Genomic DNA, 26640 nt, shown 5'->3' with positions numbered 1-26640 from the left:
TATGCCCCGGGTAAACCCGATGTATGTGCTTGGCGCATAACATCGTCTCGCAATCGGCATTGGAAAGCCGCCGCCGGGGCCCTTACAGTCGGCTGCGCATCTGATGGCCATGCGCGCCGGTCGTGTGCTCCCATCCGGGGCACGTCGGCTGGCGCAGACATTGCTTCTTGTTCGCATCTTCACATCTAGACACTCCTTCATGGCTTTTTCGTTTTGGAAAATCGCTGGCGGCATGGTGGCACTGGGCTGCACGCTCGGCGCGTCCGCCGAGGGGGTGCTGACGAAGGTGGCCAAGGGTGGCACGCTCGTGATTGCCCACCGCGAATCGGCGGTGCCTTTTTCGTATGTGCAGGACGGCAAGCCGGTGGGCTACGCCATCGATCTCTGCATGCGCATCGCCGAGGTGGTGCGCAAGAAGACCGGCATGAAGGACGTGGCGGTCGACTTTCTGCAGGTCACGCCGGCCACCCGCATCGATGCGATCCGCAAGGGCCAGGCCGACCTGGAGTGCGGATCGACGACCAACAACGCCGAGCGCCGGCAGTCGGTGGCCTTCACCATTCCCCATTTCATCACCGGTGCGCGGCTGCTGGTGCGGCGTGCCAGCCCGGTCGACCGGCTGGAGGACCTGGAGGGCCGCAAGGTGGTGTCCACCAAGGGCACGACACCGCTGAAGGCCATGCAGCAGTTGATCCGCGAGCGGCACATGGCCGTGACCCTGCTGGAGGCGCCCGAGCACGGCAACGCGGTGGAGATGGTGGACAAGGGCGAGGCCGACGCGTTCGTGATGGATGATGTTTTGCTTTTTGGCCTGGCCGCCCAGCGACCCGATCCACAATCGCTGAAGGTGGTGGGGCGCTTCGTCACCACCGAGCCGCTGGCCATCATGCTGCGCAAGGACGACCCCGAATTCAAGAAGCTGGTGGACGACGAAATGCGCCGGCTCATCACCAGCCGCGAGATCTATCCCATCTACGACAAGTGGTTCGCCCAGCCGATTGCGCCCTACAACCGTGCGCTGAACCTTCCCGTCAGCTATCTGCTGCGCGATTTCTGGAAGTACCCGACGGACCAAGTCCCGTTCTGACCGGCCGCATGATGGCCGGCCGCCCCTGTTCGGGAGGCTGGTTTCTGCGGGTTGTCCGCAGAAAACCCGCCTCTAGAATGAAAGCCTCTGTTTTGTATTCGCAAGTTAAGGAGATATCCATGAAGAAACATCTGTTGGCCGTAGCCATTACCGCTTTGGCTGCAGGCAGCGCCTTTGCACAAGCCGGCGACACGCTGGCCAAGGTCAAGGCGTCCGGCACGATCACCGAAGGCGTGCGCGAATCGTCGGGCCTCTCCTTCACCCTGGGCGACGGCAAGTACACCGGCTTCCACTACGATGTGTGTGCCAAGGTCATCGCCGACGTGCAGAAGCACCTGGGCCTGGCGAAGCTGGAAACCAAGTACCAGCCCGTGACGTCGCAGAACCGCATCCCTCTGGTGCAGAACGGCACGGTGGATATCGAGTGCGGCTCGACCACCAACAACCAGGCGCGCCAGAAGGACGTGGCTTTCGCCGTGACCACCTACGTGGAAGAAGTGCGCATGGCGGTGAAGGCCAACTCCGGCATCACCAGCATCAAGGACCTGAACGGCAAGACCCTGGCCACCACCACGGGCACCACGTCCGTGCAGACGCTGCGCAAGAACAAGCGCGCCGACGGCCTGACGTTCAAGGAAGTGTTCGGCAAGGATCACTCCGACAGCTTCCTGCTGCTCGAATCGGGCCGCGCGGACGCCTTCATCATGGACGGTTCCATCCTGGCTTCCAACATCGCCAAGTCGAAGAACCCGGCCGATTTCAAGATCGTCGGCGAAACGCTGAGCGTGGAGCCCATCGCCATCATGATCCGCAAGGACGACCCGGCCTTCAAGAAGGTGGTCGACGACAGCATCAAGGCGATGATGAAGTCCGGCGAAATGGCCAAGCTCTACGACAAGTGGTTCATGCAGCCCATCCCGCCGAACAACGTGAAGATCGGCCTGCCCGCCAGCGATGCGACCAAGGATGCGTGGGCCAATCCCAACGACAAGCCTGCTGAAGAGTACACGCTGAAGGACTGAGCACTCCCAGTGCCCGTGCCCGCCCGAAACGCCCACGCGAGTGGGCGTTTTTTGTAAGCAGGCGAGGGGGCTGGCGGGGCGCCTTGGAAGACAAAACCATTCAAAGAAGGAATTCCCATGGGATCGAATTGGGATTGGCAGGTATTCCTGCAGGATCCGGGCGGTGAGTACCCGACGTACCTGCAGTGGATGCTCTCCGCATGGGGCTGGACGGTGTCCGTCGCCCTGCTGGCTCTGGTGATCGCCCTGGTCGCCGGCTCCATCATCGGCACGATTCGCACGTTGCCGGACAACAAGTTTCTGGTCGGCTTCGGCAATGCCTGGGTGGAGCTGTTTCGCAACATCCCGCTGCTGGTGCAGATCTTCCTCTGGTACCACGTGGTGCCTGCGGTGTTTCCCGTGATGAAGGGTGTCTCCGGCTTCGTGCTGGTGGTGCTCGCCCTGGGCTTCTTCACCTCGGCGCGTATCGCCGAACAGGTGCGCGCCGGTATCCAGGCCCTGCCGCGCGGCCAGCGCTACGCGGGCATGGCGATGGGTTTCACCACCGTGCAGTACTACCGCTACGTGCTGCTGCCCATGGCGTTCCGCATCATCATTCCGCCGCTCACCAGCGAGACCATGAACATCTTCAAGAACTCGTCCGTCGCGTTCGCCGTATCGGTGGCCGAACTGACCATGTTCGCCATGCAGGCGCAGGAAGAGACCTCGCGCGGCATCGAGATCTACCTGGCGGTGACGGGCCTCTACATCATCTCGGCCTTCGCCATCAACCGCATCATGTCGTTCATCGAGAAGCGCTCGCGGGTGCCTGGCTTCATCGCGTCCAGCGGCGCAGGAGGCCACTGACATGATGAATCTCGACTTCTCCTTCTACAGCTGGGACATCATCAGCAAGTTCGTGCTGAAGGGGTTCTACTTCAGCATCGTGCTGACCATCGTGGCCACCATCGGCGGTATTCTGCTGGGCACCGTGCTGGCGCTGATGCGCCTGTCGGGCAAGAAGTGGCTCGACGTGCCCGCCACCATCTACGTCAACGGCATGCGCAGCATCCCGCTGGTGATGGTGATCCTGTGGTTCTTCCTGCTGGTGCCGTTCCTGATCGGCAAGCCCATCGGCGCGGAGATGTCCGCGGTGATCACCTTCGTCGCCTTCGAGGCGGCCTACTTCAGCGAGATCATGCGCGCGGGTATCCAGTCGATCTCGCGCGGCCAGGTGTTCGCCGGCCAGGCCGTGGGCATGACCTACGGCCAGAACATGAAGTACGTGATCCTGCCGCAGGCCTTCCGCAACATGCTGCCGGTGCTGCTCACGCAGACCATCATCCTGTTCCAGGACACGTCGCTCGTCTATGCCATCGGCGCCTACGACATGCTCAAGGGCTTCGAGACCGCCGGCAAGAACTACGGCCGGCCCATCGAGGCCTACCTGCTGGCCGCCGTCGTGTATTTCGTGATGTGCTTTGCGCTATCGTGGTTCGTCAAGCGGCTGCACCGCAAGATCGCCATCATCCGTTGAGCCCCACGCCACGAACCCTTAACGAAAGCCGAGCGAACACGCGAGAGTGATTCGAGCGAGTGAGGAATAAAGCAAATGATTGAACTCAAGAACGTTTCCAAGTGGTATGGCAGCTTCCAGGTGCTCAACGACTGCTCCACCACCATCAAGAAGGGTGAAGTGGTGGTGGTCTGCGGCCCGTCGGGCTCCGGCAAATCTACGCTGATCAAGACCGTCAACGCGCTGGAGCCGGTGCAAAAGGGCGAGATCTGGGTCAACGGCGTGGCCGTGCACGACCCGAAGACCAACCTGCCCAAGCTGCGCAGCCAGGTCGGCATGGTGTTCCAGCACTTCGAGCTGTTCCCGCACCTGTCGGTGACCGAGAACCTGACCATCGCGCAGGTGAAGGTGCTGGGCCGCAGCGCCGACGACGCCAAGGTGCGCGGCCTGAAGATGCTGGACCGCGTGGGCCTGTCGGCGCACAAGGACAAGTTCCCGGGCCAGCTGTCGGGTGGCCAGCAGCAGCGGGTGGCCATCGCCCGCGCCCTGTCGATGGACCCCATCGTGATGCTGTTCGACGAACCCACGTCCGCGCTGGACCCCGAGATGGTGGGCGAAGTGCTCGACGTGATGGTGGGCCTGGCCAACGAAGGCATGACCATGATGTGCGTGACGCACGAAATGGGCTTCGCCCGCAAGGTCGGCCATCGCGTGATCTTCATGGACGTAGGCGGCAAGATCCTGGAAGACTGCACGAAGGAAGACTTCTTCGGCAATCCGGATGCGCGCCAGCCTCGCACCAAGGAATTTCTCAACAAGATCCTGCAGCACTGATCGCTGCCGGCCCGGCCGCCGCGTGAATGGCGTGCGGCCCGGGCGCCCGTGCCTTGCCGCGCCAGTGGGGTCGCGGCCGGCGCGCCGGTGGCGGGCTTGCACGTCCTGCCATGTCTGACGACGCATCCACCGGCCCCCCGGCCTCTTCCACCGGCGACTGGCAGCCCGTGCAATGGCGGGTCGGCGCTCCGCCGCAGCCTGCCTGGGGCGAACCGTGCAACGGCTGCGGCTTGTGCTGCCTCGCAGAGCCTTGCCCGGTGGGCATGATCGTTTCGCGAAAGCGCCGTGGACCCTGCGACGCCTTGCGCTGGGACGACGACGGTCGCCGCTACCGGTGCGGCCTGCTCAGCGACCCTGCGGAAACCACCGGCCTGCGCAGGCCGTGGGCCCTGCGATGGGTGAAGGCGTTGGCGAGGCGCTGGATCGCCGCCGGCCAGGGCTGCGATGCCCAGCCGATCCAGGTGCGGGAGATCGATGCCTGAGATGCTGGCGGTGCTGTCGAATGCTATTCTATCTATAGCGCGATAGGCCGATGGAACAAGCGCCGGAGGGTGAAATCACCCTTGACCGCACTGGGCAGCCTACAACGCCGATGCTTCCGACGGCGCCGCCGCCATCGGGCGACCCGAGCGGGTGTAGTACGGTGAAGGCGCAGACGGCTGCGGGGCGGGCTTCATGGCCTGCAGCGCACCGGGTGCCGTTTGCAGCTGCCATGGCGGGGCCTGGCAGGGCAGGCCGATGGGTGAGAGGAAGGGTTGCAGGCGCACGGCGTACACCCCGGCAACTGGCGACCGTGCGTCCACCGCCTGCGACTGAATCGGCTGACCAGACGATGACGTCGGTGCGCCTTCCGCCCGTTCCAGCACTGCGTTGCGCAGCCCATCGGCCATCGGCGCATCCTGCCCCCCTGACGAGGCCAGCAGGCCTGCGCGGTCTGCCATGCCCGGCGGCAGGGCCACCACCTCGGCCGTGAACATCAAGGCGGCTGGGCCCGACACCACCAGTTCGCGCCCGCCGAGCTGCGGCGTCTGCAGCAGCAGGCCGAGCGCCATGGGCCGGGCGAAGCGGCCTTCGAATCGCAGGGTCTCGAACGCAATGCGGCAGGCGAGCTGGTCGAACAGCGTCACGCCCCACATGGTGGCACCGGTCAAGGGGCGGCCCGAGGGCGCGTCAGGCGAATCCGTGGCGGCCGGGCCGGACGCTGGTGCCAGGCTGGACCGCTGCTGCGATGGGTTCAGCAAGACGGCGGGATGCGCCTCGATGTCCCGGTGCAGTGCCTGCGCGGCAGCCTGCCAGTCCACGTGGTCGATGAAGCCGCGGAAGGGCGGGAATTCGATGACATCCACACCCTCGCCATCGGCTAGGCCTTCGCTGCCGAAGCCGCTGCAATCGACGTCGTCGGCCGCGTTGAAAGCCACCAGCCGACCCTGCGAAGTGGGAATGAGCAACGCGCCCGGGCAGCGCGATGGCTCGGCCAGAGGCGGTGACAGCAGCGGCTCCTCCGTGGGCACGTCGGCGTAGCGTGGTGCCGCCGTTCGTTCCCAGCCGTCCTGGAAGAGCGTGGTGGGCGCCACAGGCGCAGCCTGGCCGGTCATGACCACCCCGCCGTGCACCGGGGCGAGGGCTTCGGCCGCCGCGCCGGTCGCGCGGGCCAGGCGGTCGGGGGCACCGGCGGGCAGCAGCGTTGCCGCCAGGCCCACGATGGCGAAGCTGGCCAGTGCGGCTCCCAGGCCCTTGCGGGCGAGGGGCGGGGTGGGGGCATCGAGGCCGCGCAGGAACCAGGGGGTCAGCATGGTCAGGCCCATCAGCCAGACCACGTTGCCACGGGCCGCCAGTGCCCAACCGTCCCAGCCCGTCTCCCAGAGCGACCAGGCGAGGGTGGTGGCCAGCAGCACGGTGTGCGCCCACAGAGCGGCAGGGCTGCCCTGCAGCAGCAGCAGGCCAGTCAGCACCATCAGCAGGCCCGAGGGCAGGTAGTACCAGGAGCCGCCCAGCGCCATCAGCCAGACACCGCCCGTGCCCACCACCAGCCCGACGAACACGAGTAGCAACCCCATGGCGGTAGGCGCGACACGGTGCGACAACATGGAGGGCTTCCTTTCAGGAAACAGGGCAGGGAGGGGTGCGTGGGGAGGGCTCGCCGTTCTTGCCTGAAAGCCCGTGTGGCGAAGTTAGGTGGTGGGGCGTGGGCGAGGTGTCGGCTCCTTCCGGCGGGGGCTGTAGGAGCTTGCGCCGGGGCTGGGCAAAGCCCCCAGGCAGCCGTGGGTACCGCGTTCTGAGCATTCTTTTCTTTGCTCTGAAAATGATAGCTTAAGACTCATGTTGCATCAGCGGTGCAGCGCATTTTGGCTGGATCACCAGGCTGGCGGGGCTGACGCGTTCGGGACAGCTGCCAGGGTTTACGGCGTGAGAGAGAACGGGCCGATGCAGTGCAATGGGCAGATCTTTCCCTGCCTTTTTCCAAGGAATCCTGCATCCATGCATCGTCGCCAACTCGTGCAACTTGCCGCCGCCAGCCTGGCCGCCCCCGCCCTCGTCGCCCGCGCGCAGGCGTTCCCCACCAAGTCCATCAAGCTGATCGTCGCGTTCCCTGCCGGCGGCCCCACCGACATCACCATGCGCATGCTGGCGGAGGAAGCCGGCAAGGTGCTGGGCCAGCCCGTCATCATCGACAACAAGCCGGGCGCGGGCGGCACGCTGCCCGCGCAGGCGCTGCAGACCTCGGCCCCCGACGGCTACACGGTCGGGCAGATTCCGCTCGGTGTGTTCCGCCTGCCCTACACCACCAAGATCAATTGGGACCCGGTCAAGGACATCAGCTACGTGCTGAATCTGACGGGTTACGCCTTTGGCGTGGTGGTGCCTGCCAACTCGCCCTTCAAGACCTGGGCCGACTTCGTTGCCTACGCCAAGGCCAACCCCGGCAAGCTCAGCTACGGCTCCACCGGCACGCTGACGAGCCCGCACCTCACCATGGAACTGATCGCCCAGCAGCTGGGGATCGAGCTGCTTCACATTCCGTACAAGGGCAGCGCCGACCTGATGCAGGCCACGCTGGGCGGCCAGTTGATGGCGGCGGCCGACTCCACGGGCTTCGCGCCGCAGGTCGAGGCCGGCAAGCTGCGGGTGCTCAACACCTGGGGCGCGGAGCGGCTGGCCAAGTTCCCGGATGCGCCCACGCTCAAGGAACTGGGCATCGACGTGGTGCAGAACTCACCCTTCGGCCTGGGCGCGCCCCGGGGCACGCCGCCCGAGGTGGTCCGGCGTCTGCACGACGCCTTCAAGCAGGCGATGGAGCAGGAAAGCTACCGCGCCGCGCTGGCCCGCTACGACATGGTGCCGATCTACATGGGCACTGCGGCCTACCAGAAGTTCGCCGAAACGACGTTCGCGCGCGAGAAGGCGCTGGTCGAGAAACTGGGGCTTGCCAAGGCGTCGTGAGCTGCCGCCATCCGATTGCTATCGAATGGATAGCGATAAGTGCTGGACGGACAAGCGCCAGCGCCTGATGGCACACGAAATCCGGCACGCCCCAGGGGGTGTGCCACCGTGGAGGGCCTCTACTCCTGCCCCTGCGCCTGGCGCGAAGGCCGCCCGATTCAGTCCAGGCCCAGAGCGCGTGCGTCTTCCAGATGGGCGTCCCACGCGGGCGCGGGGCGGGGTTGGGGCAACTGTGTCAGGTAGTCGCAGCCACGGGCCGCTCGCAGCAACAGGGCGCCGCCAGCCGCGGCCTGCACGGCAGCCGTGCCGCGATGCTCGGAGCGCAGCGACACGGCAATCAGCGCCAGGCCGACGCCGGCCACCAGAAGGGTTTCGCCCGGCAGGGTGGGGCGTGAACGGTCGAAGGCCTGCCATTGTCTGAGAGTGTTGATCGGGTCCATGCGGAACTCTAGCGCAGCTCGGGCCTGTCTGGCGCAACTGTCTGCGTCAGAGGTGCATCAAGCTGCGACGAATGCACTGACGAAGGCCCGGTGGCACGGCAGATGTCCTTAGCGCGTGGCCAGGATCGCCTGCGCCACTTCGCAAAAGCCGGCCCCGCGCGGCTGCCGCGTGATGTAGGTCGGCAGATGCGCCAGCCGCGCAGCCACGTGGGCGATGTTGGCCACGCCCACGCTGTGCACGAAATGCTGGAACATCGGCTGGTCGTTGCCCGAGTCGCCGACGAACACCCAGCGGTCGAGCTCGGCAGTCAGGTCGCGCTGCAGCAGTTCACGCACGATCCAGCGGGCGCCCTGCCACTTGTCGAAGTCGCCAAAGCAGCCGTGGATGTGGATGCTGCTGACGGTGGTCTGCATGCCCATGTCCTTCAAGATGCAAAGCACGCGTTCGACGGTCTCCGGTGGATGGTGATCGAATTCATCGTAGTCGAAGGCAAGATCTGTTTCCCGGCCACCGCTGTCCCGGCTGAGTTGCATGCCCGGTACCTCTCTCAACACGCGCTGGGTTACCGCAGCCATGCGCACGCGATTGACGGAACGGGTCTGCGCGTTCTGCTGGTAATGGCGGGTCAGAACGCTGAGGTCAGTGCCTGCATGGCTGCCAACCGCGCCACTTGGCCGACTCAGCGCTACCGCCCCGTTCTCTGCCACCATGGCGTCAACGTTCCATGGGGCACCGGACTCGCCTGCCAAAAACGTTTCACACCATCCTACGGGTCGACCGGTGATTGGAATGACGTGCAGGCCTGCCCGTTTCAACGATGACAGCGCAGCGAGTGTGTCTTGGGTGACGGCCCCATGGGTCGTAAGGGTGTCGTCGATATCAGTGAAAACGCCATGAATGCGTGCAGCCGCGTCTGCGGGCCAATGGGTCAAGGAGAGCATGTCCATATGGAGTGCGTTTTTCGGAAGGAAGCCATCTCCGATTCGGGGCGGACTTCTCAAGCAATCATTTCCGAGCGAATTCGATCAGGGCTTTATAGAAGGCGTCTGACCCGTCTTTCGGATTATTCGGGCCAATTTCCATCCGATTCACCCCGTGTTCCTCAGTACCTTTGAATTTGTCGGGAATGATGGAAAGGTAGTATGGACTGACGAAACGAGCGCCACCATCCAAGTGGCTCTGCAAAGAGCGCAAGTGCACGCCCTTGGTCTTCCACTGCTGCGGGTTGAATTCCGGCACTCCGTAATCCGTGACCTTGCGGCCAGCCAGAAAATTGCGCATCCATGCGCTGTCCGCAGCGCCGCCGTACATGTTCAGGCCTTGCTTCCACGGAACATCCGCGGCCATGCTGAGATCTGCGGCAAACAATTGCGGATTCCATGTGGAATTCACTTGTGGAACGATTTGGTGCGAGTACAGCTTGTCGGCAGGCATTCCTGCCCCCAAAGCCACGTTATAAAACGCGGCAAGAAACTCCCGTACCTGCATCTCACGGTAGGCATTCCAATCGCGGGCCAGCGGGTTGAAATACAAATCCTGAATCGGCTTGGGCAAATCCAGCCATGACCGGATACCAGGGACCGTGGCGCTGGCCGCCAATCCCTTGACAGATCCAGGAACATCGTTCGGCCCGGGCGACTGGTCACGCGCGATGATCGAGAAGTCACGCTCGGCCAACTGAAACCGTCCAGTGCCTGTTTCTGCGATGACTTGCGCTCGATGTTTGCCGATCGCCATGGCGCGATAGTCGAGGTCATAGCGGAAACCGGTATTGGCATCTGTGATGGAGGGTTCCGCTCGATAGACATCCAGCCGGTTGAGGCCTGTTGGAATCTCTGCCACGCGCTGCCCGTCCACATACAAATCCAAGCGCGAGATTTTCTTCTCGGGGTCCCATAACCATCCTGAAAAGGGCAGCCTGCCATCCGCGAAGGCGTCATAGTGTTCACCAAAGCTGTTGAGCCTCTCTTTTCGAATGTCCTTGGAGGGTGGCTGAACCGCAGAGAAACTGCGGTATTTCAACCCCGTTTGAGAATTCAGTTGCCCTATGCTGCGATACTTGCGCTCTAGCCAGGTGCGGAATCCAGCTATGGAGGCCGGACTGTAATCGGTAACCTGAATGTTGTCATAGGCGCCCATGCCGTTCTCGAAGTCCGGGAACATCTGATGAAGCTCGCCCGCCAACGTAATGGCGACGATTCGCTGCTGCACAGGCGCAGGCAAGGCTTTGACGCGTTCGGCCAGGTATCGCAGCGCTTCGAAACGGTAGCGATTGACAGGAATTTCTGCATCAGTCTGCAAGGTGTAAGGGGTGATCCTGTAGCCGAAATATTTCAGTTCAAGTGGCTTGCCGTTCTTCAGTTGCAGGAGGTTGCGAGTCTCCTTCAATAGCGAGTCGGTGATCGCGCCTTGAGAATCGAAATGGCTAGCCTGGAAATAAAGGACGACAGGCCTCTTGACGTTCTGGATCAAACTGAAAAATGCGTCGGCTTTGTCTGTATCAATAGTCCAGCCTTGCGGGGTCTGCCGATAGAGGCCGAGCAGTTGGAGCGTGGCGGTATAGCCCACCTGCACCCGGCCCTTGGGGCCACCCGGCTCAAGTTTGTCGAGCAAGCGCGTCACCACACTGGCACCATCGTCCCTGAGTTCCTTGCATTTCGCATAGGCAGCACCCGGGTACGTGATCTTGGGATCTTTCAGCGCCGTTTCGCACAGTCCCAGCCCTTCGATGGTCGGTGTTATCCACATCGTCTTCGCCGAGGAGGCTGTCGACTCCGTCCCTTGGGCTAGCGCAAGAGCTGGTGCCAAGGCGAGACATGCGTGACCAAGTCGAAACAGAAAAGAGTGCATGGGATGGGGAAAAAGCGCTGAGCACTCAGTGATCTGGTGGATCAAAGTGCCGCAAGGTTGGCGTCAAGGCCCAGGAGGATCTCGACCAAAAAACAGCAGATCACCCGTAGGGGAACAGCATGACATTCTCTGCCATTGTGACCGGGCGCCTGCCGTAGGGGTTCGTTCGGACGTGGAAGCTCTGGATCAGCCACGGTCGCCAGAGGATATGCTATAGACCCACCGCTTAACGGCTTATCCCATTGGTTGACGGGCAAGGGGTCGAACTCGAGCAGCCATTGCATGTGCTGAGCCATGGTGCTGGCACGGGCCAGGTACACACCGCGCAGCATGCCCACGATGGCTTGGCGTGCCGTATGGAAGCTGGTGAGCGCAGGCTCCGCCTGCACGTGCTGGGCCATCAGGCACATGCAGCGGCGCAGCAGCGTGTGCGCGATCAGCACGCCCCACCTTCTGCTTCACCAACTCGGGCTGCCTGCTGCGCAGAACGCTATTGTTTAGCTGCAGTGACTGCTTGATCTCCCGAAACCCTAATTCCTTATCCCAGCGCTGGCAGTACACCTGCGCCAGCTGCGGCGCGGCAGACCGGTTGGAGTAGAGCATGGAGGTGATGAAGCGTCGGCGCTTGCCATCTACATTCGTCTGGATCAGCCGGGCCTGCCAGTTGCTGGGCAGCTCGGGGCGCAGTTTGCGGGCTCGCTGCAAGAGGGGCGTGCGGATCAGCCAGTCGCCTTGGCCAGCGTTTCATTCAAAGTCGTTTGCAGCAGGTCGGACAAAACAATAAGGGAACGTGTTGAACAAGTTTCCTTGGTACCTGCTGTCGGCCTCGCCTGGGCTTAACTGACTGGCATTGGGCCTAGGGGGGGGAGACGTTACGACTGCGAAAGGCCACTCGCTGCGCGCTGATGAAATTCACGGCCAAGCCGGCGATGCTGCCCAAGGCCACACCCAAGGTGGGCGCCCAGGATGCAGCGTTCCAATGCAAGGTCATTGCATAGGCCAAATAGTTCACCAGTGCGCCTCCCAGCATCGCGAGCAGATAGCGCCAGTACTGTTGCCAAGCGCTGTAGAGCGCAGTGGCGGCCTGCCCGCCGAACGTGAACGCGCGGTTGAGCGCCCAGGTAGCCGTTGCAGCCCCCAGGAACGACAGCACTCTGCCTCCATGCCAGCCCAGCCAGGGGGCCAGAACATGCAGGATCGCCACATCCACCAAGAAACCGATTGTGCCTACGGCACAAAAGGCCGCGAACTGCCGTGTGCGCGTCATGGCGGCAGTTCAGAGTGCTGCTGCATTGGAGACGGCTGGCATCGGCGCACCGTGCTTGGCAGCATCTTGCGCGCAGGTCACCCGTGGTCCGGGGGTGCCAAGGTATGCCAGCCATTTGGCTTCTCGACGACCGAGCGTGACCGTATTGAGCACCGCGCCACAGACAAGTGACAGTAACGCAGAGAGCATCGTACCCGTGGTGAGCACGGCGGTCGGAAGACGCGGAACCACTCCCAACTCCAGATATGTGAGCGCGATCGGGATGGCCATGCCGATAGATATGAGTGCCAGGAGAAGAGCCAACAGAGAGAAGAACTCCAGGGGTTTCTCGCTGATCACGAGCTTGGCAATCGTTTTGAGAATGCGCCAACCGTCCTTGAATGTGGAGAGCTTGCTCATGGAGCCTTCAGGCCGGGAACTGTAGGCGGTAGGGTGTTCTGCGTAGGGCATGCGCAGTTCGAGCGCATGCACTGTCAGCTCCGTTTCCGTTTCGAAGCCGTGAGCAGAAGCAGGAAACGACTTTGCGTAACGACGCGAAAATACCCGATAGCCTGACAGCATGTCGGTGAAGTGGCCGCCGAAGATCCAAAGCACGGAGCCTGTGAGCAGACGGTTGCCGAGACGATGGCCTGGCCTGTAGGTGGAATGGTTCGTTCCGTCATCAACGCGGCTGCCGATTACCATGTCGAGCTTGTGCTGCTGGAGCATGTTGATCATGTGTGGGGCCTGCGCCGCGTCGTAAGTCGCGTCTCCATCGACCATGATGTAGATGTCGGCTTCCACATCAGCGAACATGCGGCGCACGACGTTTCCTTTGCCGCGCAGCCGGACGTGCGTGACTTCGGCACCGTGGGCGCGGGCCACCGCAGCGGTGTCGTCTGTGGAATTGTTGTCGAAGACGTGCAAGGCCGCGTCCGGCAGCGCCTTCCTGAATCCAGTCAACACTTGCCCAATCGCAAGGGCTTCGTTGTAGCAGGGAACAATCAGTGCGATGCGCAGGGCGGGTTGGGATTGCCCCAGAGCTTCAAGGTTGGTCAGCATAAGGTCCTGGATTTATCTTGTAGGCCTTGTCTCCATTGGACTCGGCAAAGGGGGTGAAATAGCGGGCGAAATCGGGTTTGGCTTCCAAGCCAGGGATTGTGGCGCGGTGGACAAGCAGCGTCTTGAAATGCTGGGCCGTGAGTTTGTCAGCCAGCTGGCGAGATGACAGCCCGTCCAGGTCGCGGTAGCGCCAAGGGCCGAAATGGTCTCCATACACGGGGCTCGGTAGGTAATAGATCGCCCCCTCGAGCCCCCACTGGTAGGTTTTTCCCAAATTTTGATGTTTGATTTGCTGGGCAAGTCCATAAGACCACACGCTGCCCATGAGCACATGGTTGCGTTCGGCCTCGGTGGCTGCCACACGTTCCCAGTGCTTTGGCACATTGTGAATAATCCAACCCAACGACAGGCTCACCGCCACAATCACGGCGCCTAGTTGCCAACCGCGGCTTAGGTGTGGAGCCCATGTTGATTTTGTGATGGCAGCCCTGGGAGCAAGCCGCAGGATCACGGCCTGCAGGCCATGGACCAGCACATATGCACTAAGAATGCCGATTACCGGGTGCACAGGCATCAGGTAGCGGTCGTAATGGGACGTGACCAGCCACACCGCGAAGCCATACGCTGCAAAAATCTGCATGCGCAATCCGCCAACGCTTTTACGGAGGGCGGGAGACAGTGGCGCCAACACCGCAGGCCAGAGGAACCACGCAGGCCAATTCGCGCTGCGCTTCAGATCGAACAATTGGTACTGCATGTCACCGGCGTTCCAGTCGGTGTAGCCGAACAGGCTTCCCCCGAGGGGATTGAAAGGATCTCCGGTCATGAGGAAGTTGCGTGCGTACCAGTAGACGCAAGGAATGGCTACCGCCATTGACCAATAAAGAAGGTTGCGGACTCGATACGGCTGAATGAGGATGCAGCCGAAAAAGAATGGCAGCAGCCCAAGTGCTTGGTATTTCGATCCTGCAGCGCAACCCAGGAGCAGGCCGGACAGAACCAGCCAAGCACGGTCGGCGTGGTTGCGCTCCCACTGCAGGTGAGCGATGAGCGCTCCAAACACGAACGCACTCACTCCCATGTCGACGTGTGAGGCACCGAATTCTTCGCGGGTCATCACAATCCAGAAGCAGGCAGCCAGGCAGGCGGCAGCACGGCCCCCATACTGCAAGGCCAAGCGAAAAATCATGGTCGCCACTAGGCAACCCGCCAGCGCCTGAAGCAAGTGGGGGAACACGTCGCCTCGGACGATGATTCCTGCGGCGGACAAGACTCCCAGGTTGTAGGGCGAAAAGGGATAGCGCAGCCATTCGTTGACCTGCAGCTGACCGGAGGTTGCCCACTCCCTTGCGTGTGGCAGGTGGTACATCAACTCGTCCCATCGATTCGGTGGCTGGAGCGCTGCCACCGCCAGGGGCAGGATAAGCGCCAGCGGAACAATGGCATAAGGCCACACGGCACCCAGAGTCTGCCCATGTACAACCTGCGCTTTGTAGCGAATGCTTCGGAAGGCCTGAACCATCGCCAAGCCCCATCCCAGCACGAGCAGGACGTTGATGCTCGATCTGCGCAACAAGCCGCTTGCTCCCAGGCTCTGTAACGCCACGGTCATCAGTCCCATGCCCAGAACGATGGCCAGCCCATTCAGGAGCCAGCGATCCATGGGATGTTCACGCGTGTTGCAACAGGCAATCGCTGTCCTGCCGAATCCCCAAAATGTGACTGAAAATACCAGCAGCGAGGTGTAATGCTGGGCTGCGAAAAGAAGTTTGTCGTTCATATCTCCGGGCATCCAATCCCGATACATTGCGGTGATCACGCAGCGCTTTGTAGCGCCAAACCCGCATGCTCCCGCAGCGGATGAAAGTGAATTTTTGGAAACCGCTCCTGCGCCAGCCGCACGTCGTAAGGGCTGGTGCACAGGTAGGCCAGCGTGTCCGCCGCGTCATGCGCCAGGCGCAGCGGGTAGGCGTCGGTGAAGGCGCGCAGCTCGGCCGCAGTGTCGGCCGTGATCCAGCGGGCACCGGTGTACTGGCAGTTCTCCAGGCGGATGTCCGCGTCGTATTCCGTCTTCAGCCGGTGCTGCACGACTTCGAACTGCAGCTGGCCGACCGCGCCCAGCAGTATGTTGCCGCCCGCATCGGGCTTGAACACCTGGATGGCCCCTTCCTCGCCCAGCTGCGCCAGGCCCTGCTGCAGCTGCTTGGTGCGCAGCGGGTTCTTCAGCACCACGGTCATGAACATTTCCGGGGCGAAGAAAGGCAGGCCGGTGAACTGCAGGCTGGCGCCATCGGTGATGGTGTCGCCCAGCTGCACGCCGCCGTGGGTGGTGAAGCCGATGATGTCGCCGGCATACGCCTCTTCCACCGCCTCGCGGCGCTGGCTCATGAAGGTGACGACCGAGGTGGGCCGCAGTTCCTTGGCGGTGCGCTGCACCTTGAGCTTCATGCCCGGGGTGTACTTGCCCGACGCCACGCGCACGAAGGCGATGCGGTCGCGGTGGTTGGCGTCCATGTTGGCCTGCACCTTGAAGACCACGCCGGAGAAGCCCTCGTCCTCCGGCTGGATCGTCTTGACCACCGGCTGCTTGTTGACCTGCAGCGTGCTCACGCGCGGCCCGGGGGAGGGGGCCATGTCGACCAGCGCGTCCAGCACCTCCATTACGCCGAAGTTGTTCACCCCCGAGCCGAAGAACACCGGGGTGAGCTTGCCGGCCAGGAAGGCTTCCTGGTTCCAGGCGGGCGAGGCGCCCACGGCCAGCTCCATGCTCTCCAGCGCGGCATCGAATTCAGCGCCGAAGCGGGCGCGCAGGGCCGTCTCGTCGGACAGGGGGATGGCTTCGAAATCCTGCGGGCGGCGTTCGCTGCCGCTCTCGAACACCGTCATGGCCTGCGTGCGCAGGTTGATGATGCCGCCGAAGTTCTTGCCCTGGCCCACGGGCCAGGTCATCGGGCAGCAGGGCATGCCCAGCTCGCGTTCGACCTCGTCCATGATGTCCAGCGGGTCGCGCACCTCGCGGTCCATCTTGTTGACGAAGGTGATGATCGGGGTGTCGCGCTGGCGGCAGACCTCGATGAGCCGGCGCGTCTGCGCTTCCACGCCGTTCGCGGCATCGATCACCATCAGCGCCGAATCCACCGCCGTCAGCACGCGGTAGGTGTCTTCCGAGAAGTCCTTGTGGCCGGGCGTGTCGAGCAGGTTGACCACGTGGTCGCGGTAGGCCATCTGCATCACCGACGACGCCACCGAGATGCCGCGCTGCTTCTCGATTTCCATCCAGTCGCTGGTCGCATGGCGGCTGGCCTTGCGGCCCTTCACGGCGCCCGCGATCTGGATCGCGCCCGAGAACAGCAGCAGCTTTTCCGTCAGCGTGGTCTTGCCCGCGTCAGGGTGGGAAATGATGGCGAACGTGCGGCGGCGCCGGGTTTCTGGGGCGTAGGACAAGGGCGGGCTCGGATGGCAAAAGAGGGGGCGTGCGGCGGCGTGGCCGTCGCGCAAGGGGCCGTGGGCGCAGCGCGCGGTCGCACCGGCACAGGCCCCATGAATCGCAGGGATTCTAGCGGCGCCGCATCGGGCACCTGTGGATTGGACAGCCGCCCCGGTGCCCGCGCAGAATCGCGGCCCACCTCCGCTGTGGCGATGCGCATGACCCTCCAGAACGACACACCCACCCCTTCACCCCCTGCCTCGGGCGCCGCAGCCACCGATTCCGCTGTGCCGTGTGGCGCGGTGGCAGGCAGCCCGGCCTACCGCCGCATCGCCATCGCGCTCTTTTTCGCAGGCTTCGCCACGTTTTCGCTGCTCTACTGCGTGCAGCCGCTGCTGCCGGAATTCGCCCGGCATTTCCAGATCGGCGCGGCGGCCAGTTCGGCGGCGCTGTCGGTCAGCACGGCGGCGCTGGCCGTCTCGATCCTGGTGGCGGGCGCCGTGTCGCAGGCGGTGGGGCGGCGCTGGTTGATGTTCGGCTCGATGGCGCTGGCGGCGCTGTGCAACCTGCTGGCGGCCCTGGCGCCGCACTGGTCGCTGCTGCTGGCCGCCCGCACGCTGGAGGGCGTGCTGTTGGGCGGCGTGCCGGCAGTGGCCATGGCGTATCTGGCCGAAGAGATCGATGCGCGCGGCCTCGGGTATGCAATGGGCCTCTACATCGGCGGCACGGCCTTCGGCGGCATGGCCGGCCGCGTGGGCGTGGGCCTGCTGACCGATGCCTTCGGCTGGCGCCAGGCCATGGTTTTCATCAGCGTGCTGGACCTGCTGGTCGCCATCGGCTTCGTGCTGCTGCTGCCGCCCTCGCGCCGCTTCGTGCGCGCCGCGGGCATGGGGGTGCGCCAGCACGCCGCGATCTGGCGCGATCATCTGCGCAACCCGGTGTTGCCGCTGCTGGTGGCCGTGGGGTGCCTGCTGGTGGGGCCGCTCGTGTCGGTCTTCAATCTGGTGGGTTTCCGGCTGTCGTCCCCCGCATTCGGCCTGGGCCAGGCCGAGATCGGCCTGATCTTCTGCGCGTACTTGCTGGGCATGTGCGCCTCGCCCTGGGCCGGCGCGCTGGCCGACCGGCTGGGGCGCCCGGCGGTGTTGCTGGGCTGCGTGGCGTTGATGGCCGCAGGCGTGCTGCTCACCCTGCCGTCGCACCTGGCCGCGCTGATCGCCGGCATCTGCCTTATCACGCTGGGCTTCTTCGGCGGGCATGCGGTGGTCAGCGGCTGGGTCGGGGCAGCGGCGCTGCACTCCAAGGGCCATGCGTCGTCGATGTATCTGCTGGCCTACTACATGGCTTCCAGCGTGCTGGGCGTGGCGGCGGGCGGCTTCTGGGAGCGGGGGCAGTGGCCGGCCGTCGTGCTGTTCTGCATGCTGCTGCTGGGGCTCGCTCTCTTCTTCGCCCTGCGGCTGAGGGCCGGGGCGACGCACGCCCGTCGCGGGAGTGCGCCGCGCTGACAGGCTGCGGGCCCCGGCCGGCCCGCGCATTTTGTACAATGCACGCCTTTCCGAGGAGCGTTGCAGCGCCCCCAGCACAGCGGGGCGTGAGGCTCGGAAGCCGGTTCCTTCGCAACGACGCTCACCCACGCTGTTTCCGGTGCGGTGAGCGACTGCCTCCCATCTCCCGTCTCCGGACCCGCGTGGTTTTCATCGCCATCCTTGACTGGAGAAAACCATGAGCGCAGTTCTCAAGCCCCAGGCCGATCAGGCCGACCAAGCCATCGCCGACATCTCCCTTGCCGCCTGGGGCCGCAAGGAAATCAAGATCGCCGAAACCGAAATGCCCGGCCTGATGGCCATCCGCGAGGAATTCGCGGCATCGCAGCCCCTGAAGGGCGCGCGCATCACCGGTTCGCTGCACATGACCATCCAGACGGCCGTGCTGATCGAAACCCTCAAGGCCCTGGGCGCCGACGTGCGCTGGGCTTCGTGCAACATCTTCTCCACCCAGGACCACGCCGCCGCGGCCATCGCTGCGGGTGGCACGCCGGTGTTCGCCATCAAGGGCGAATCGCTGGAAGACTACTGGGACTACACCCACCGTATCTTCGACTTCGCGCCCAAGGGCAGCGCCGGCGAAGGCCCGAACATGATCCTCGACGACGGCGGCGACGCCACGCTGCTGATGCACCTGGGCCAGCGCGCCGAGAAGGACGCATCGCTCGTGGCCGGCAACGGCGGCAGCGAGGAAGAGCGCATCCTGTTCGCCGCCATCCGCAAGAAGCTGGCCGAAGACGCCACCTGGTACAGCCGCAAGTCCGCCGAGATCATCGGCGTGACGGAAGAAACCACCACCGGCGTGCACCGCCTGAACGAGATGTCCGCCAAGGGCACGCTGCTGTTCCGCGCCATCAACGTGAACGACTCGGTCACCAAGTCCAAGTTCGACAACCTATACGGCTGCCGTGAATCGCTGGTGGACGGCATCAAGCGCGCCACCGACGTCATGATCGCCGGCAAGGTGGCCGTGGTGGCCGGCTACGGCGACGTGGGCAAGGGCTCGGCCCAGGCGCTGCGCGCGCTGTCGGCCCAGGTGTGGGTCACCGAGATCGACCCCATCAACGCGCTGCAGGCGGCCATGGAAGGCTACCGCGTGGTGACGATGGAATACGCCGCCGACAAGGCCGACATCTTCGTGACCACCACCGGCAACAAGGACATCATCACGCACGACATCATGGCGGCGATGAAGGACCAGGCCATCGTGTGCAACATCGGCCACTTCGACAACGAGATCGACGTCGCGTCGATCGAGAAGTACGAATGGGAAGAGATCAAGCCGCAGGTGGACCACATCACCTTCCCCGACGGCAAGAAGATCATCCTGCTGGCCAAGGGCCGCCTGGTGAACCTGGGCTGCGGCACGGGCCACCCCAGCTTCGTGATGTCGTCCTCGTTCGCCAACCAGACCATCGCGCAGATCGAGCTGTTCACCAAGCCCGACCAGTACGAGGCCGGCAAGGTCTACGTACTGCCCAAGCTGCTGGACGAGAAGGTCGCGCGCCTGCACCTGAAGAAGGTCGGCGCCATGCTGACCGAGCTGACCGACGCCCAGGCCGCCTACATCGGCGTGAGCAAGAGCGGCCCGTTCAAGCCCGACACCTACCGCTACTAAAAGCCCCGCTGCGCCGGCCATGGGGTCGGCGTGCGGTTTGCTATGAAAATAATAGCTGCTGGCGCTTGATGGATCAGCGCCGGCGGCACTTTCGACTCTGAAAAAAGGATGGGCGCATGCGCGCAGACGTCTACCTGGTGGACAAGGGCCACGCCACCACCCGCTCGCAGGCGCAACGCCTGATCGCGGCCGGCGTGCAGTGGCGGCTGGCGGCCAGCCTGCCGTGGAACAAGGTCGCCAAGAACGGCGACGACATTCCGGAAATCGCCGAAGTTCAATTGCTCGACCAAGCCGAGGCGCGGTATCTCTCGCGTGGCGGGCTGAAGCTCGAAGGCGCGCTGCAGGCGACCGGCCTGCGCGTGGCTGGCTGGCGCTGCCTGGACGTGGGCCAGAGCACCGGCGGCTTCACCGACTGCCTGCTGCAGCAGGGCGCCGCGCAGGTGATCGGCGTGGACGTGGGCCACGGCCAGTTGCACGAGCGGCTGCGGCAGGATGGGCGGGTCGTCGCCGTGGAAGGCTTGAACGCCCGCTCGATGACGGCCGCCTCGCTGCAGGACGCCTGCGAGGACGCGCTCTCCGAACAGGTGGAGCAGGACCTGGAAGACAACGAAACCCAGCCCGAGGCGCCCTACAGCTGGATGCGCAACGGCGGAGTGATCGACGACGAATACGACGACAGCGACGACGCCAAGGAGCACGACGTGGAAGCCTTCAAGGCCGAGCGCTCGGCCAAGGCGCGGGCGCGCGCGCAGGGCACGCTGCCCACCGTGCGGCGCCGCCGCGCGGGGCGGGAATCCGTCGACGTGACGCCCATCTTCGACCTGGTGACGGGCGACGTGTCGTTCATCTCGCTCACCCACATCCTGCCCGCCGTGGCGCCCCTGCTGAAAGCCGGTGGCGAGCTGCTCATGCTGGTCAAGCCGCAGTTCGAGCTGCAGCCGGGCCAGGTCGGCAAGGGCGGCATCGTGCGCGATGCGGCGCTCTACCCGGTGGTCGAGCAACGCATCCGCGACTGCTGCGCCGCCGCGGGCCTGACGGTGGTCGGCTGGCTGGACAGCCCGATCGACGGCGGCGACGGCAACCGCGAATTCTTCATCCACGCCAGGAGCGCCGCATGAGCCAACGCCCCGCTTCCCCTTCTGCCGCCGCGGCCTTCCCGGTCAGCTTCGAATTCTTTCCGCCCAAGACGGCCGAGGGTGCCGAGAAGCTGCGCGCCGTGCGCCAGCAGCTCTACGCCCGCCGACCCGAGTTCTGTTCGGTGACCTATGGCGCGGGCGGCTCCACGCAGGAGGGCACTTTCGGCACCGTGCGCGAGATCCTCGCCGAAGGCGTCACCGCCGCATCGCATTTCTCGTGCATTGGCGCCACCGAGGAAACGGTGCGCGCCCAGCTCGCGCAGCTCAAGGCCATGGGCGTGAAGCGCCTGGTGGCCCTGCGCGGCGACCTGCCCAGCGGCTACGGCGCGGGCGGGGCGTTTCACTACGCCAGCGACCTGGTGGCCTTCATCCGCGCGGAGACGGGCGACGACTTCCACATCGAAGTCGCCGCCTACCCGGAAGTGCACCCACAGGCCCGCTCGCCCGAAGCCGACCTGCAGGCCTTCGCGGCCAAGGTGCGGGCGGGCGCCGACTCGGCCATCACCCAGTACTTCTTCAACGCCGACGCCTACTTCCGCTTTGTCGACGAGACGCACCGCCTGGGGTTGGACGTGCCCGTGGTGCCCGGCATCATGCCCATCCTGGGCTCCACCCAGCTGATGCGCTTTTCCGACGCCTGCGGCGCCGAGATCCCGCGCTGGATCCGGCTGCGGCTGCTGGGCTTCGGCGACGACGTGGCCAGCATCCGCGCCTTCGGGCTGGACGTGGTGGCCGAGCTGTGCGAGCAACTGCGCACGCGCGGCGTGCCGGGGCTTCACTTCTACACCATGAACCAGAGCGGGCCCACGCTGGAGCTGTGCCGGCGCCTGGGGCTGTAAGCGGCGTTGCCGGTCCGGTTTTTCGGCGATGGGCATCGGTGTTTGACGCCCGGCCGGGGGGCGATGAGCCGCTGCGGGCGCTCGGCAGCGACTGGTTAAGCGGGCCCGAAGGGCTCGGCTAACATCGCGCCGATGAAAAATTCCTACGCCCCCTGGTGGCGTGGCGGCGCCCGCCGCCCGGCCCACCTTCCGGCGCGGACCGCATGAGGCGCATCGCGGTCGCCGGTCTTCGTCATCTGCGGGTCAGCCTTTCCCCGCGCGCGCTGCGCCGGTCCGCCGTGCTCGCCAGCGTCTTTGTGCTGACGGCCTGCGCGGTGCCGTCCGCGCCGCCGGTGCCTGCCGGCGAGGGCTCCGGCGACGGCCCCGCCGGGGCTGCCTCTTCCGCAGCGCCCTCCGGCCCGCCGCTGCGCACGCTGATCTCGCCGCCCCGGAGCGCGGCCCATGCGGCTGCCGACGCGGGCGCCAGTCCAGCCTCCCGGGAGGGCCCGTCTGCCGAAGCCGACTCCAGCCCCGCGCCCTCGGCCAGCGGCCGCCGGCCGGCGCAGCGCGAGGCCGATCTGCCGCCCGTCTCCACCGTCGTGCCCTCCATCGCGCCGGCCGGCGTCCCGGGTCTGAACGGCATGTATTCGCTGGAGAGCGACAAGCCCGGCGAGGGCCTGCGCAGCCCCGGCGCGGGTGAAGAGGCTGAGCCCGACCAGCAGGGCATGGCGTCCTGGTACGGCGCAAGGTTCCACAAGCGCCGCACGGCGAGCGGGGAACGCTTCGACATGTATGCGCTCACCGCCGCCCATCCCACCTTGCCGTTCGGCACGCGGGTGTGCGTGCGCAGCCTGTCCACCGGGCGCTCGGTCCAGGTGCGCATCAACGACCGGGGGCCGCACGCGGCCGGCCGCATCATCGACCTGAGCCAGGCGGCGGCCAAGCAGCTGGGCATGCTGGGGCTGGGCACCAAGTCCGTCGCCATCACGGCGCTGGCCGCCGAGGACGATGCGGGCTGCCCGGACAAGGATGTGTCCGAATAGACCCGCCCGGCGCGGTGCGGCCCGTCCGGTCGCGCTGGCCCATGGGGGGCCGCGGCGCGCGCCGGTCAGCCGCCGGATTCGAGGCTGTGCGCCGCGTGCCGGTCCTGCTGCAGCAGCTCGGCCATCTGCGGCAGGGCGTCCTTCAGCGCCGCCTTCAGCGTAAAGGGCGGGTTGATGAGGAACATGCCGCTGGCGGGCAGGCCCGGGCGGCGCTTCTCGCCCTCGGCGGTTTCGACCAGCTTGCTGTTCTTCACCGTCAGCGTGGCGTGCAGCCAGGGCTTGCCGGCCTTCACGGCCATGGTCTTCAGGCGACGCGGCAGGTCGTGCGCCTCGGGCCGGGGAATGATCGGGTACCAGACGGCGTAGGTGCCGGTGGCGAAGCGCTTGAGCGAATCGGCCACCATGTCCAGCACGCGGCCATAGTCGCTCTTCATTTCATAGCTGGGATCGCAGAGCAGGAGCGCGCGGCGGGCCGGTGGAGGCAGGAACTTCTTCACCCCCTCGAAACCGTCCTCGTGCAACACGGCCACCTGGCGGCCCGCCTCCAGCTGGGCGACGTTGCCGGCGAGCGAGCGCAGGTCGGTGGGGTGCAGCTCGAAGAGCTTGAGCTTGTCGTGGCTGCGCAGCAGGTGCTGGGCGATGAAGGGCGAGCCGGGGTACACGCGGGTCTGCGTGCCCTGGTTGAAGGCGCGCACCACGTCGACATAGGCCTGCAGGGCCGGGGCGAGCGGCGCGGCCGCGGCCGCCTTGCCATCGGCCGGCGCGGGCGCCAGCAGCCGGGCGATGCCGTCGGCGGCCTCGCCGCTGGTGCTGGCATAGTCGCCGTCCAGCCGGTACAGCCCGGCTCCCGCATGGGTGTCGAGCACGGTCAGCGCCGCGTCTTTCTGGGTCAGGTGCTGCAGGGTGGCGATCAGCACGGTGTGCTTGAGCACATCCGCGTGATTGCCTGCATGGAAGGCGTGGCGATAACTGAACATCGCCCAATGGTAACCAGGGCGGCCGCCGGGCGGCCCGCCGTGCGCGCTTTCCACGCCCCGAGGCGGTTTTGTCGGCTGCGCGGCGCTTCTTCCCCCATGATGGCGCGCCGATCGGGGGCCGCGCACGCTACGATGAGCGGTGCGCCGTCCGCGTCCGTGGTCTTGCCCCGTTTTCACCGCCTCCCTCCCTCCCACCATGTCCAGTCCCCTTCCTGCCAGCGCCGTGAACCATGTCGATGCGCTGCAGCCCGGTGCGCGCCTGGGGGAGTTCGAGGTGCTGTCGCTGCTGGGCGTGGGCGGCTTCGGCATGGTGTACCGCGCGTTCGACCATTCCCTGATGCGCTTCGTCGCCATCAAGGAATACCTCCCTTCCGCGCTGGCGGGCCGCACGCAGGGCCAGACGCTGTGGGTGCGCTCCTCGGCCGACGAGCAGTCGTACCAGGCGGGCCTGGCCTCGTTCGTGAACGAGGCGCGCCTGCTAGCGCAGTACGACCATCCCTCCCTGGTGAAGGTGTTCCGCTTCTGGGAAGCCAATCACACGGCCTACATGGTCATGCCGCTCTATGGCGGCATGACGCTCAAGCAGGCCCGCGCCCACATGCGCACCCCGCCGCCGGAGGCCTGGCTGCGCAAGGTGCTGTGGTCGGTGCTGGGCGCGCTGCGGGTGCTGCACGACGCGCAGATGCTGCACCGCGACGTCTCGCCCGACAACATCTTCCTGCAGGACGTGGGCCCGCCGGTGCTGCTGGACCTGGGCGCTGCCCGCCGCGCCATCAGCGACCGCGACCGCCAGCACACCGCCGTGCTGAAGGTCAACTACGCGCCCATCGAGCAATACACCGACGCCGGCAGCGACCTGCGCCAGGGGCCGTGGAGCGACCTTTATTCCCTGGCCGCCGTCGTGCATGGCTGCGTGTGTAACGACACGCCGCTGCCCGCCACGCTGCGCGCCATCCGCGACCGCATGGTGCCGTTCGAGCGCGTGGCGCGCACCGTGCAGGAGCAGTTCGGGGTCGAGTACTCCGCACCGTTCGTGGCCGCCATGTCGCAGGCGCTGCAGCTGCGCCCCGAAGACCGGCCGCAGTCCATCGACGCCTTCGCCCAGCTACTGGAGCTGCAGGCGCCGCCCGTGGGGCTGGAGCATTTCGATTTCCGCGCCGAACTGGGCGACATCTGGGTCGACCCGGGCACGGCCGGTGGGCTGGCCGCGTCCGTGCCGATCGCGCCGCAGGAAATGGCTGCAACCTCTACCACCCGGGTGCCGCAACCGCTGGCCCAGGTGCTGGCCCAGCATACGGCCGGGGCCGAGGCCGCTTCGGTGGTGCCTTCGGCCGTGCAGGCCGCTCCGACGTTCGTGCCCCCGCCACCCTCTGCCCCGGAGCCTGACCCGCTGCCGGCCGTCGCACCGGCCTCCGCTGCCATCGACGTGGATCTGATGTTGGCGCCGCAGCCCGAGCCCGTGCCCCCGCCGGTGCCGGCAGCGCCTGCTGCTGTGGTCCCGCCGCCGCAGCCCCTGGCCGCAACGCCGCCGGCCGCCCGCGCTTCCGCCGGGGGCGGTGGGGTGCCGCCACAGGTGCCCCCGCCCGCCGCGCCCGCGCGGGCCACCGGCGCCCGGGGCGCGCCCTCCCGCGCCGTGGTCTTCGCCCTGCTGGCCCTGCTCGCTGCCGCAGCCGTCGCCCTGGCGTTGTGGTGGCGGGCGGCCCCCAAGCAGCCGTCGCGCACGCCCGACGACCAGATCATCACCGAGATGGCCGAGGCCGCGACGGCGCCCGCCTCGGCGGCCTTGCCGGTGGCCTCCGCACCCACGGCGGTGGCAGCGCCCGCCACGCCGCCCGCGTCGGCCGAGGCTCCGGTGCCCGCCTTCGTCACCGCGCCCGCGCCGCGCCCGGCCAAGCCGGCCACCCGGCGCGAGGCGCCTGCCGCCGCCCCTGCTCCCGCCCCCGCCGCGCCCGCGCCAGAGGCCGCCACCCCCGCGCCTGCGCCGGCAGCGCCCGCGCCCGCACCGTCGAGCCGGCCCGCCCGTCCGCCCAACCCCAGCGAGACCTGCGCCAGCGCCTCGTTGCTCACCCGCCCCATGTGCATCCACCGCGAATGCCAGGTGGCCGGTGCCGGCAGCTACCCCGTCTGCGTGGAGAACCGCCGCCGGCAGGAGGAAGAGGCGCGCAAGCGGGAAATGTTCTCGCAGTAGCGGGGGGCTCGGCCTTGTAGCGGCGGGTTAGTTCTCCAGTAAGAGACCGAGGCCGTCCACCGCCTTGCTTTGGCATTGCGGCGTGGGTGTCATTGGGCGCGGGTTGCAAGGCGCACCTCCCTCGCTTTTCGATGAAGTCCAGTGTGTAGCAGGGAGCATGCATCCAGGCCGCAGAGTCCACGGTGCCGTCTGCCGCACGTGCGGCGCGGGGGGCCGAGAGGGTGTTGCCCCATTTTTTTGTGCCGCACCCAGCTCTAAGCCTCGCCTAAGTCTCCCTGCCGACACTCGCGTTCATGCAACAACCCACCGAAAGGTTTGCCATGAACTCCATCCTCTCCACCCCTCGGCGCCTGACCCTGGCGCTGATCGCCGCGGGCGCCGTGGGGGCGACCGGCGCGGGTCTGGTCACCAACA

23 protein-coding genes, 1 pseudogene and 1 riboswitch are annotated in these 26640 nt (G+C 65.8%); of the genes and pseudogenes, 13 read left to right on the top strand and 11 right to left on the bottom strand.

Going from position 1 to position 26640, the window contains the following annotated elements:
- The first annotated feature begins 199 nt into the window (after window positions 1–199).
- The 6 genes from ABWV53_RS00120 (at window position 200) to ABWV53_RS00095 (ending at window position 4920) form a co-directional block, all read left to right on the top strand.
- Window positions 200–1087 carry an amino acid ABC transporter substrate-binding protein gene (locus ABWV53_RS00120; protein ID WP_353361677.1) on the top strand — a complete coding sequence of 296 codons (888 nt, stop codon included), beginning with the start codon at window positions 200–202 and terminating at the stop codon, window positions 1085–1087.
- A gap of 119 nt (window positions 1088–1206) precedes the next feature.
- Window positions 1207–2109 (top strand): transporter substrate-binding domain-containing protein, encoded by a 903-nt coding sequence (locus ABWV53_RS00115; RefSeq protein ID WP_353361675.1) that lies wholly within the window; start codon window positions 1207–1209, stop codon window positions 2107–2109.
- Window positions 2110–2226: 117 nt separating this feature from the next.
- Entirely contained in the window at window positions 2227–2955 is a 729-nt protein-coding gene (locus tag ABWV53_RS00110; protein WP_353361673.1) for an amino acid ABC transporter permease, read from the top strand.
- Window position 2956: 1 nt separating this feature from the next.
- The gene (locus ABWV53_RS00105; RefSeq protein ID WP_353361671.1) at window positions 2957–3625 is read left to right on the top strand and encodes an amino acid ABC transporter permease; all 669 of its coding nucleotides are present in this window, start codon (window positions 2957–2959) and stop codon (window positions 3623–3625) included.
- A gap of 75 nt (window positions 3626–3700) precedes the next feature.
- Window positions 3701–4438 carry an amino acid ABC transporter ATP-binding protein gene (locus ABWV53_RS00100; protein WP_056670037.1) on the top strand — a complete coding sequence of 246 codons (738 nt, stop codon included), beginning with the start codon at window positions 3701–3703 and terminating at the stop codon, window positions 4436–4438.
- A gap of 110 nt (window positions 4439–4548) precedes the next feature.
- Complete coding sequence (locus ABWV53_RS00095) at window positions 4549–4920, top strand: hypothetical protein (protein ID WP_353361669.1); 372 nt, start codon at window positions 4549–4551, stop codon at window positions 4918–4920.
- 99 nt (window positions 4921–5019) lie between these two features.
- On the opposite strand, the gene ABWV53_RS00090 is transcribed toward ABWV53_RS00095, so the two are convergent.
- On the bottom strand, window positions 5020–6525 hold the full coding sequence (locus ABWV53_RS00090; RefSeq protein ID WP_353361667.1) for a PQQ-binding-like beta-propeller repeat protein: 1506 nt from the start codon (window positions 6523–6525) through the stop codon (window positions 5020–5022).
- A 391-nt stretch (window positions 6526–6916) separates the two neighbouring features.
- Between ABWV53_RS00090 and ABWV53_RS00085 the strand changes: the two genes are divergently transcribed.
- Window positions 6917–7879 carry a tripartite tricarboxylate transporter substrate binding protein gene (locus ABWV53_RS00085; protein WP_353361665.1) on the top strand — a complete coding sequence of 321 codons (963 nt, stop codon included), beginning with the start codon at window positions 6917–6919 and terminating at the stop codon, window positions 7877–7879.
- A 158-nt stretch (window positions 7880–8037) separates the two neighbouring features.
- On the opposite strand, the gene ABWV53_RS00080 is transcribed toward ABWV53_RS00085, so the two are convergent.
- From ABWV53_RS00080 to ABWV53_RS00040, 9 genes and pseudogenes are all read right to left on the bottom strand, one after another.
- Window positions 8038–8319 (bottom strand): hypothetical protein, encoded by a 282-nt coding sequence (locus ABWV53_RS00080; RefSeq protein WP_353361663.1) that lies wholly within the window; start codon window positions 8317–8319, stop codon window positions 8038–8040.
- Between the two features lie 108 nt (window positions 8320–8427).
- The gene (locus tag ABWV53_RS00075; protein WP_353361845.1) at window positions 8428–9261 is read right to left on the bottom strand and encodes an HAD family hydrolase; all 834 of its coding nucleotides are present in this window, start codon (window positions 9259–9261) and stop codon (window positions 8428–8430) included.
- A gap of 64 nt (window positions 9262–9325) precedes the next feature.
- A complete protein-coding gene (locus tag ABWV53_RS00070) occupies window positions 9326–11170 on the bottom strand; it encodes a hypothetical protein (protein WP_353361661.1) in 1845 nt (614 codons plus the stop codon).
- Window positions 11171–11211: 41 nt separating this feature from the next.
- Window positions 11212–11613 carry a hypothetical protein gene (locus ABWV53_RS00065; protein ID WP_353361849.1) on the bottom strand — a complete coding sequence of 134 codons (402 nt, stop codon included), beginning with the start codon at window positions 11611–11613 and terminating at the stop codon, window positions 11212–11214.
- A gap of 91 nt (window positions 11614–11704) precedes the next feature.
- Window positions 11705–11875: pseudogene (locus tag ABWV53_RS00060) on the bottom strand (IS4 family transposase); the annotation flags it as partial.
- 151 nt (window positions 11876–12026) lie between these two features.
- Window positions 12027–12437 (bottom strand): GtrA family protein, encoded by a 411-nt coding sequence (locus ABWV53_RS00055; protein ID WP_353361659.1) that lies wholly within the window; start codon window positions 12435–12437, stop codon window positions 12027–12029.
- A 9-nt stretch (window positions 12438–12446) separates the two neighbouring features.
- Window positions 12447–13478: a glycosyltransferase family 2 protein gene (locus ABWV53_RS00050; RefSeq protein WP_353361657.1), complete on the bottom strand. Its 1032-nt coding sequence runs from the start codon at window positions 13476–13478 to the stop codon at window positions 12447–12449.
- Window positions 13462–15258 (bottom strand): ArnT family glycosyltransferase, encoded by a 1797-nt coding sequence (locus ABWV53_RS00045; protein ID WP_353361655.1) that lies wholly within the window; start codon window positions 15256–15258, stop codon window positions 13462–13464. Before ABWV53_RS00045 ends, ABWV53_RS00050 begins: the two co-directional genes overlap by 17 nt.
- 35 nt (window positions 15259–15293) lie before the next feature.
- Window positions 15294–16922 carry a peptide chain release factor 3 gene (locus ABWV53_RS00040; RefSeq protein WP_353361653.1) on the bottom strand — a complete coding sequence of 543 codons (1629 nt, stop codon included), beginning with the start codon at window positions 16920–16922 and terminating at the stop codon, window positions 15294–15296.
- 201 nt (window positions 16923–17123) lie between these two features.
- On the opposite strand from ABWV53_RS00040, the gene ABWV53_RS00035 reads away from it, so the two are divergent.
- The 5 genes from ABWV53_RS00035 (at window position 17124) to ABWV53_RS20270 (ending at window position 23061) form a co-directional block, all read left to right on the top strand.
- A complete protein-coding gene (locus ABWV53_RS00035; protein ID WP_353361651.1) occupies window positions 17124–18407 on the top strand; it encodes an MFS transporter in 1284 nt (427 codons plus the stop codon).
- A gap of 46 nt (window positions 18408–18453) precedes the next feature.
- A riboswitch (S-adenosyl-L-homocysteine riboswitch) is annotated at window positions 18454–18537 on the top strand.
- Window positions 18538–18624: 87 nt separating this feature from the next.
- The gene (gene ahcY, locus ABWV53_RS00030) at window positions 18625–20064 is read left to right on the top strand and encodes an adenosylhomocysteinase (RefSeq protein WP_353361649.1); all 1440 of its coding nucleotides are present in this window, start codon (window positions 18625–18627) and stop codon (window positions 20062–20064) included.
- A gap of 116 nt (window positions 20065–20180) precedes the next feature.
- Entirely contained in the window at window positions 20181–21182 is a 1002-nt protein-coding gene (locus ABWV53_RS00025) for a TlyA family RNA methyltransferase (RefSeq protein ID WP_353361647.1), read from the top strand.
- Window positions 21179–22039 carry a methylenetetrahydrofolate reductase [NAD(P)H] gene (metF, locus tag ABWV53_RS00020; protein WP_353361645.1) on the top strand — a complete coding sequence of 287 codons (861 nt, stop codon included), beginning with the start codon at window positions 21179–21181 and terminating at the stop codon, window positions 22037–22039. Before ABWV53_RS00025 ends, metF begins: the two co-directional genes overlap by 4 nt.
- Before the next feature lie 203 nt (window positions 22040–22242).
- Window positions 22243–23061, top strand: coding sequence for a septal ring lytic transglycosylase RlpA family protein (locus tag ABWV53_RS20270; RefSeq protein WP_502903798.1), 819 nt, complete (start codon window positions 22243–22245; stop codon window positions 23059–23061).
- A gap of 65 nt (window positions 23062–23126) precedes the next feature.
- Here the strand turns inward: ABWV53_RS20270 and ABWV53_RS00010 are convergent, their stop codons facing one another.
- Window positions 23127–24038: a 23S rRNA (adenine(2030)-N(6))-methyltransferase RlmJ gene (locus tag ABWV53_RS00010; RefSeq protein ID WP_353361643.1), complete on the bottom strand. Its 912-nt coding sequence runs from the start codon at window positions 24036–24038 to the stop codon at window positions 23127–23129.
- A gap of 196 nt (window positions 24039–24234) precedes the next feature.
- On the opposite strand from ABWV53_RS00010, the gene ABWV53_RS00005 reads away from it, so the two are divergent.
- On the top strand, window positions 24235–26226 hold the full coding sequence (locus ABWV53_RS00005; protein ID WP_353361641.1) for a serine/threonine protein kinase: 1992 nt from the start codon (window positions 24235–24237) through the stop codon (window positions 26224–26226).
- Window positions 26227–26640: the final 414 nt, after the last annotated feature.

It is taken from the genome of Acidovorax sp. FG27, from assembly GCF_040365715.1.
GTDB lineage: Bacteria > Pseudomonadota > Gammaproteobacteria > Burkholderiales > Burkholderiaceae_C > Paracidovorax.
Note: the sequence above shows the minus strand (reverse complement) of the source record. Positions and strands in the feature narration are given on the sequence as shown.

What these genes read in the sequence shown, in the direction of transcription:
- ABWV53_RS00120 (WP_353361677.1), top strand. Translation starts at nt 200, where the DNA reads ATGGCTTTTTCGTTTTGGAAAATCGCTGGCGGCATGGTGGCACTGGGC.
- ABWV53_RS00115 (WP_353361675.1), top strand. Translation starts at nt 1,207, where the DNA reads ATGAAGAAACATCTGTTGGCCGTAGCCATTACCGCTTTGGCTGCAGGC.
- ABWV53_RS00110 (WP_353361673.1), top strand. Translation starts at nt 2,227, where the DNA reads ATGGGATCGAATTGGGATTGGCAGGTATTCCTGCAGGATCCGGGCGGT.
- ABWV53_RS00105 (WP_353361671.1), top strand. Translation starts at nt 2,957, where the DNA reads ATGATGAATCTCGACTTCTCCTTCTACAGCTGGGACATCATCAGCAAG.
- ABWV53_RS00100 (WP_056670037.1), top strand. Translation starts at nt 3,701, where the DNA reads ATGATTGAACTCAAGAACGTTTCCAAGTGGTATGGCAGCTTCCAGGTG.
- ABWV53_RS00095 (WP_353361669.1), top strand. Translation starts at nt 4,549, where the DNA reads ATGTCTGACGACGCATCCACCGGCCCCCCGGCCTCTTCCACCGGCGAC.
- ABWV53_RS00090 (WP_353361667.1), bottom strand. Translation starts at nt 6,525, where the DNA reads ATGTTGTCGCACCGTGTCGCGCCTACCGCCATGGGGTTGCTACTCGTG.
- ABWV53_RS00085 (WP_353361665.1), top strand. Translation starts at nt 6,917, where the DNA reads ATGCATCGTCGCCAACTCGTGCAACTTGCCGCCGCCAGCCTGGCCGCC.
- ABWV53_RS00080 (WP_353361663.1), bottom strand. Translation starts at nt 8,319, where the DNA reads ATGGACCCGATCAACACTCTCAGACAATGGCAGGCCTTCGACCGTTCA.
- ABWV53_RS00075 (WP_353361845.1), bottom strand. Translation starts at nt 9,261, where the DNA reads ATGCTCTCCTTGACCCATTGGCCCGCAGACGCGGCTGCACGCATTCAT.
- ABWV53_RS00070 (WP_353361661.1), bottom strand. Translation starts at nt 11,170, where the DNA reads ATGCACTCTTTTCTGTTTCGACTTGGTCACGCATGTCTCGCCTTGGCA.
- ABWV53_RS00055 (WP_353361659.1), bottom strand. Translation starts at nt 12,437, where the DNA reads ATGACGCGCACACGGCAGTTCGCGGCCTTTTGTGCCGTAGGCACAATC.
- ABWV53_RS00050 (WP_353361657.1), bottom strand. Translation starts at nt 13,478, where the DNA reads ATGCTGACCAACCTTGAAGCTCTGGGGCAATCCCAACCCGCCCTGCGC.
- ABWV53_RS00045 (WP_353361655.1), bottom strand. Translation starts at nt 15,258, where the DNA reads ATGAACGACAAACTTCTTTTCGCAGCCCAGCATTACACCTCGCTGCTG.
- ABWV53_RS00035 (WP_353361651.1), top strand. Translation starts at nt 17,124, where the DNA reads ATGACCCTCCAGAACGACACACCCACCCCTTCACCCCCTGCCTCGGGC.
- ahcY (WP_353361649.1), top strand. Translation starts at nt 18,625, where the DNA reads ATGAGCGCAGTTCTCAAGCCCCAGGCCGATCAGGCCGACCAAGCCATC.
- ABWV53_RS00025 (WP_353361647.1), top strand. Translation starts at nt 20,181, where the DNA reads ATGCGCGCAGACGTCTACCTGGTGGACAAGGGCCACGCCACCACCCGC.
- metF (WP_353361645.1), top strand. Translation starts at nt 21,179, where the DNA reads ATGAGCCAACGCCCCGCTTCCCCTTCTGCCGCCGCGGCCTTCCCGGTC.
- ABWV53_RS20270 (WP_502903798.1), top strand. Translation starts at nt 22,243, where the DNA reads ATGAGGCGCATCGCGGTCGCCGGTCTTCGTCATCTGCGGGTCAGCCTT.
- ABWV53_RS00010 (WP_353361643.1), bottom strand. Translation starts at nt 24,038, where the DNA reads ATGTTCAGTTATCGCCACGCCTTCCATGCAGGCAATCACGCGGATGTG.
- ABWV53_RS00005 (WP_353361641.1), top strand. Translation starts at nt 24,235, where the DNA reads ATGTCCAGTCCCCTTCCTGCCAGCGCCGTGAACCATGTCGATGCGCTG.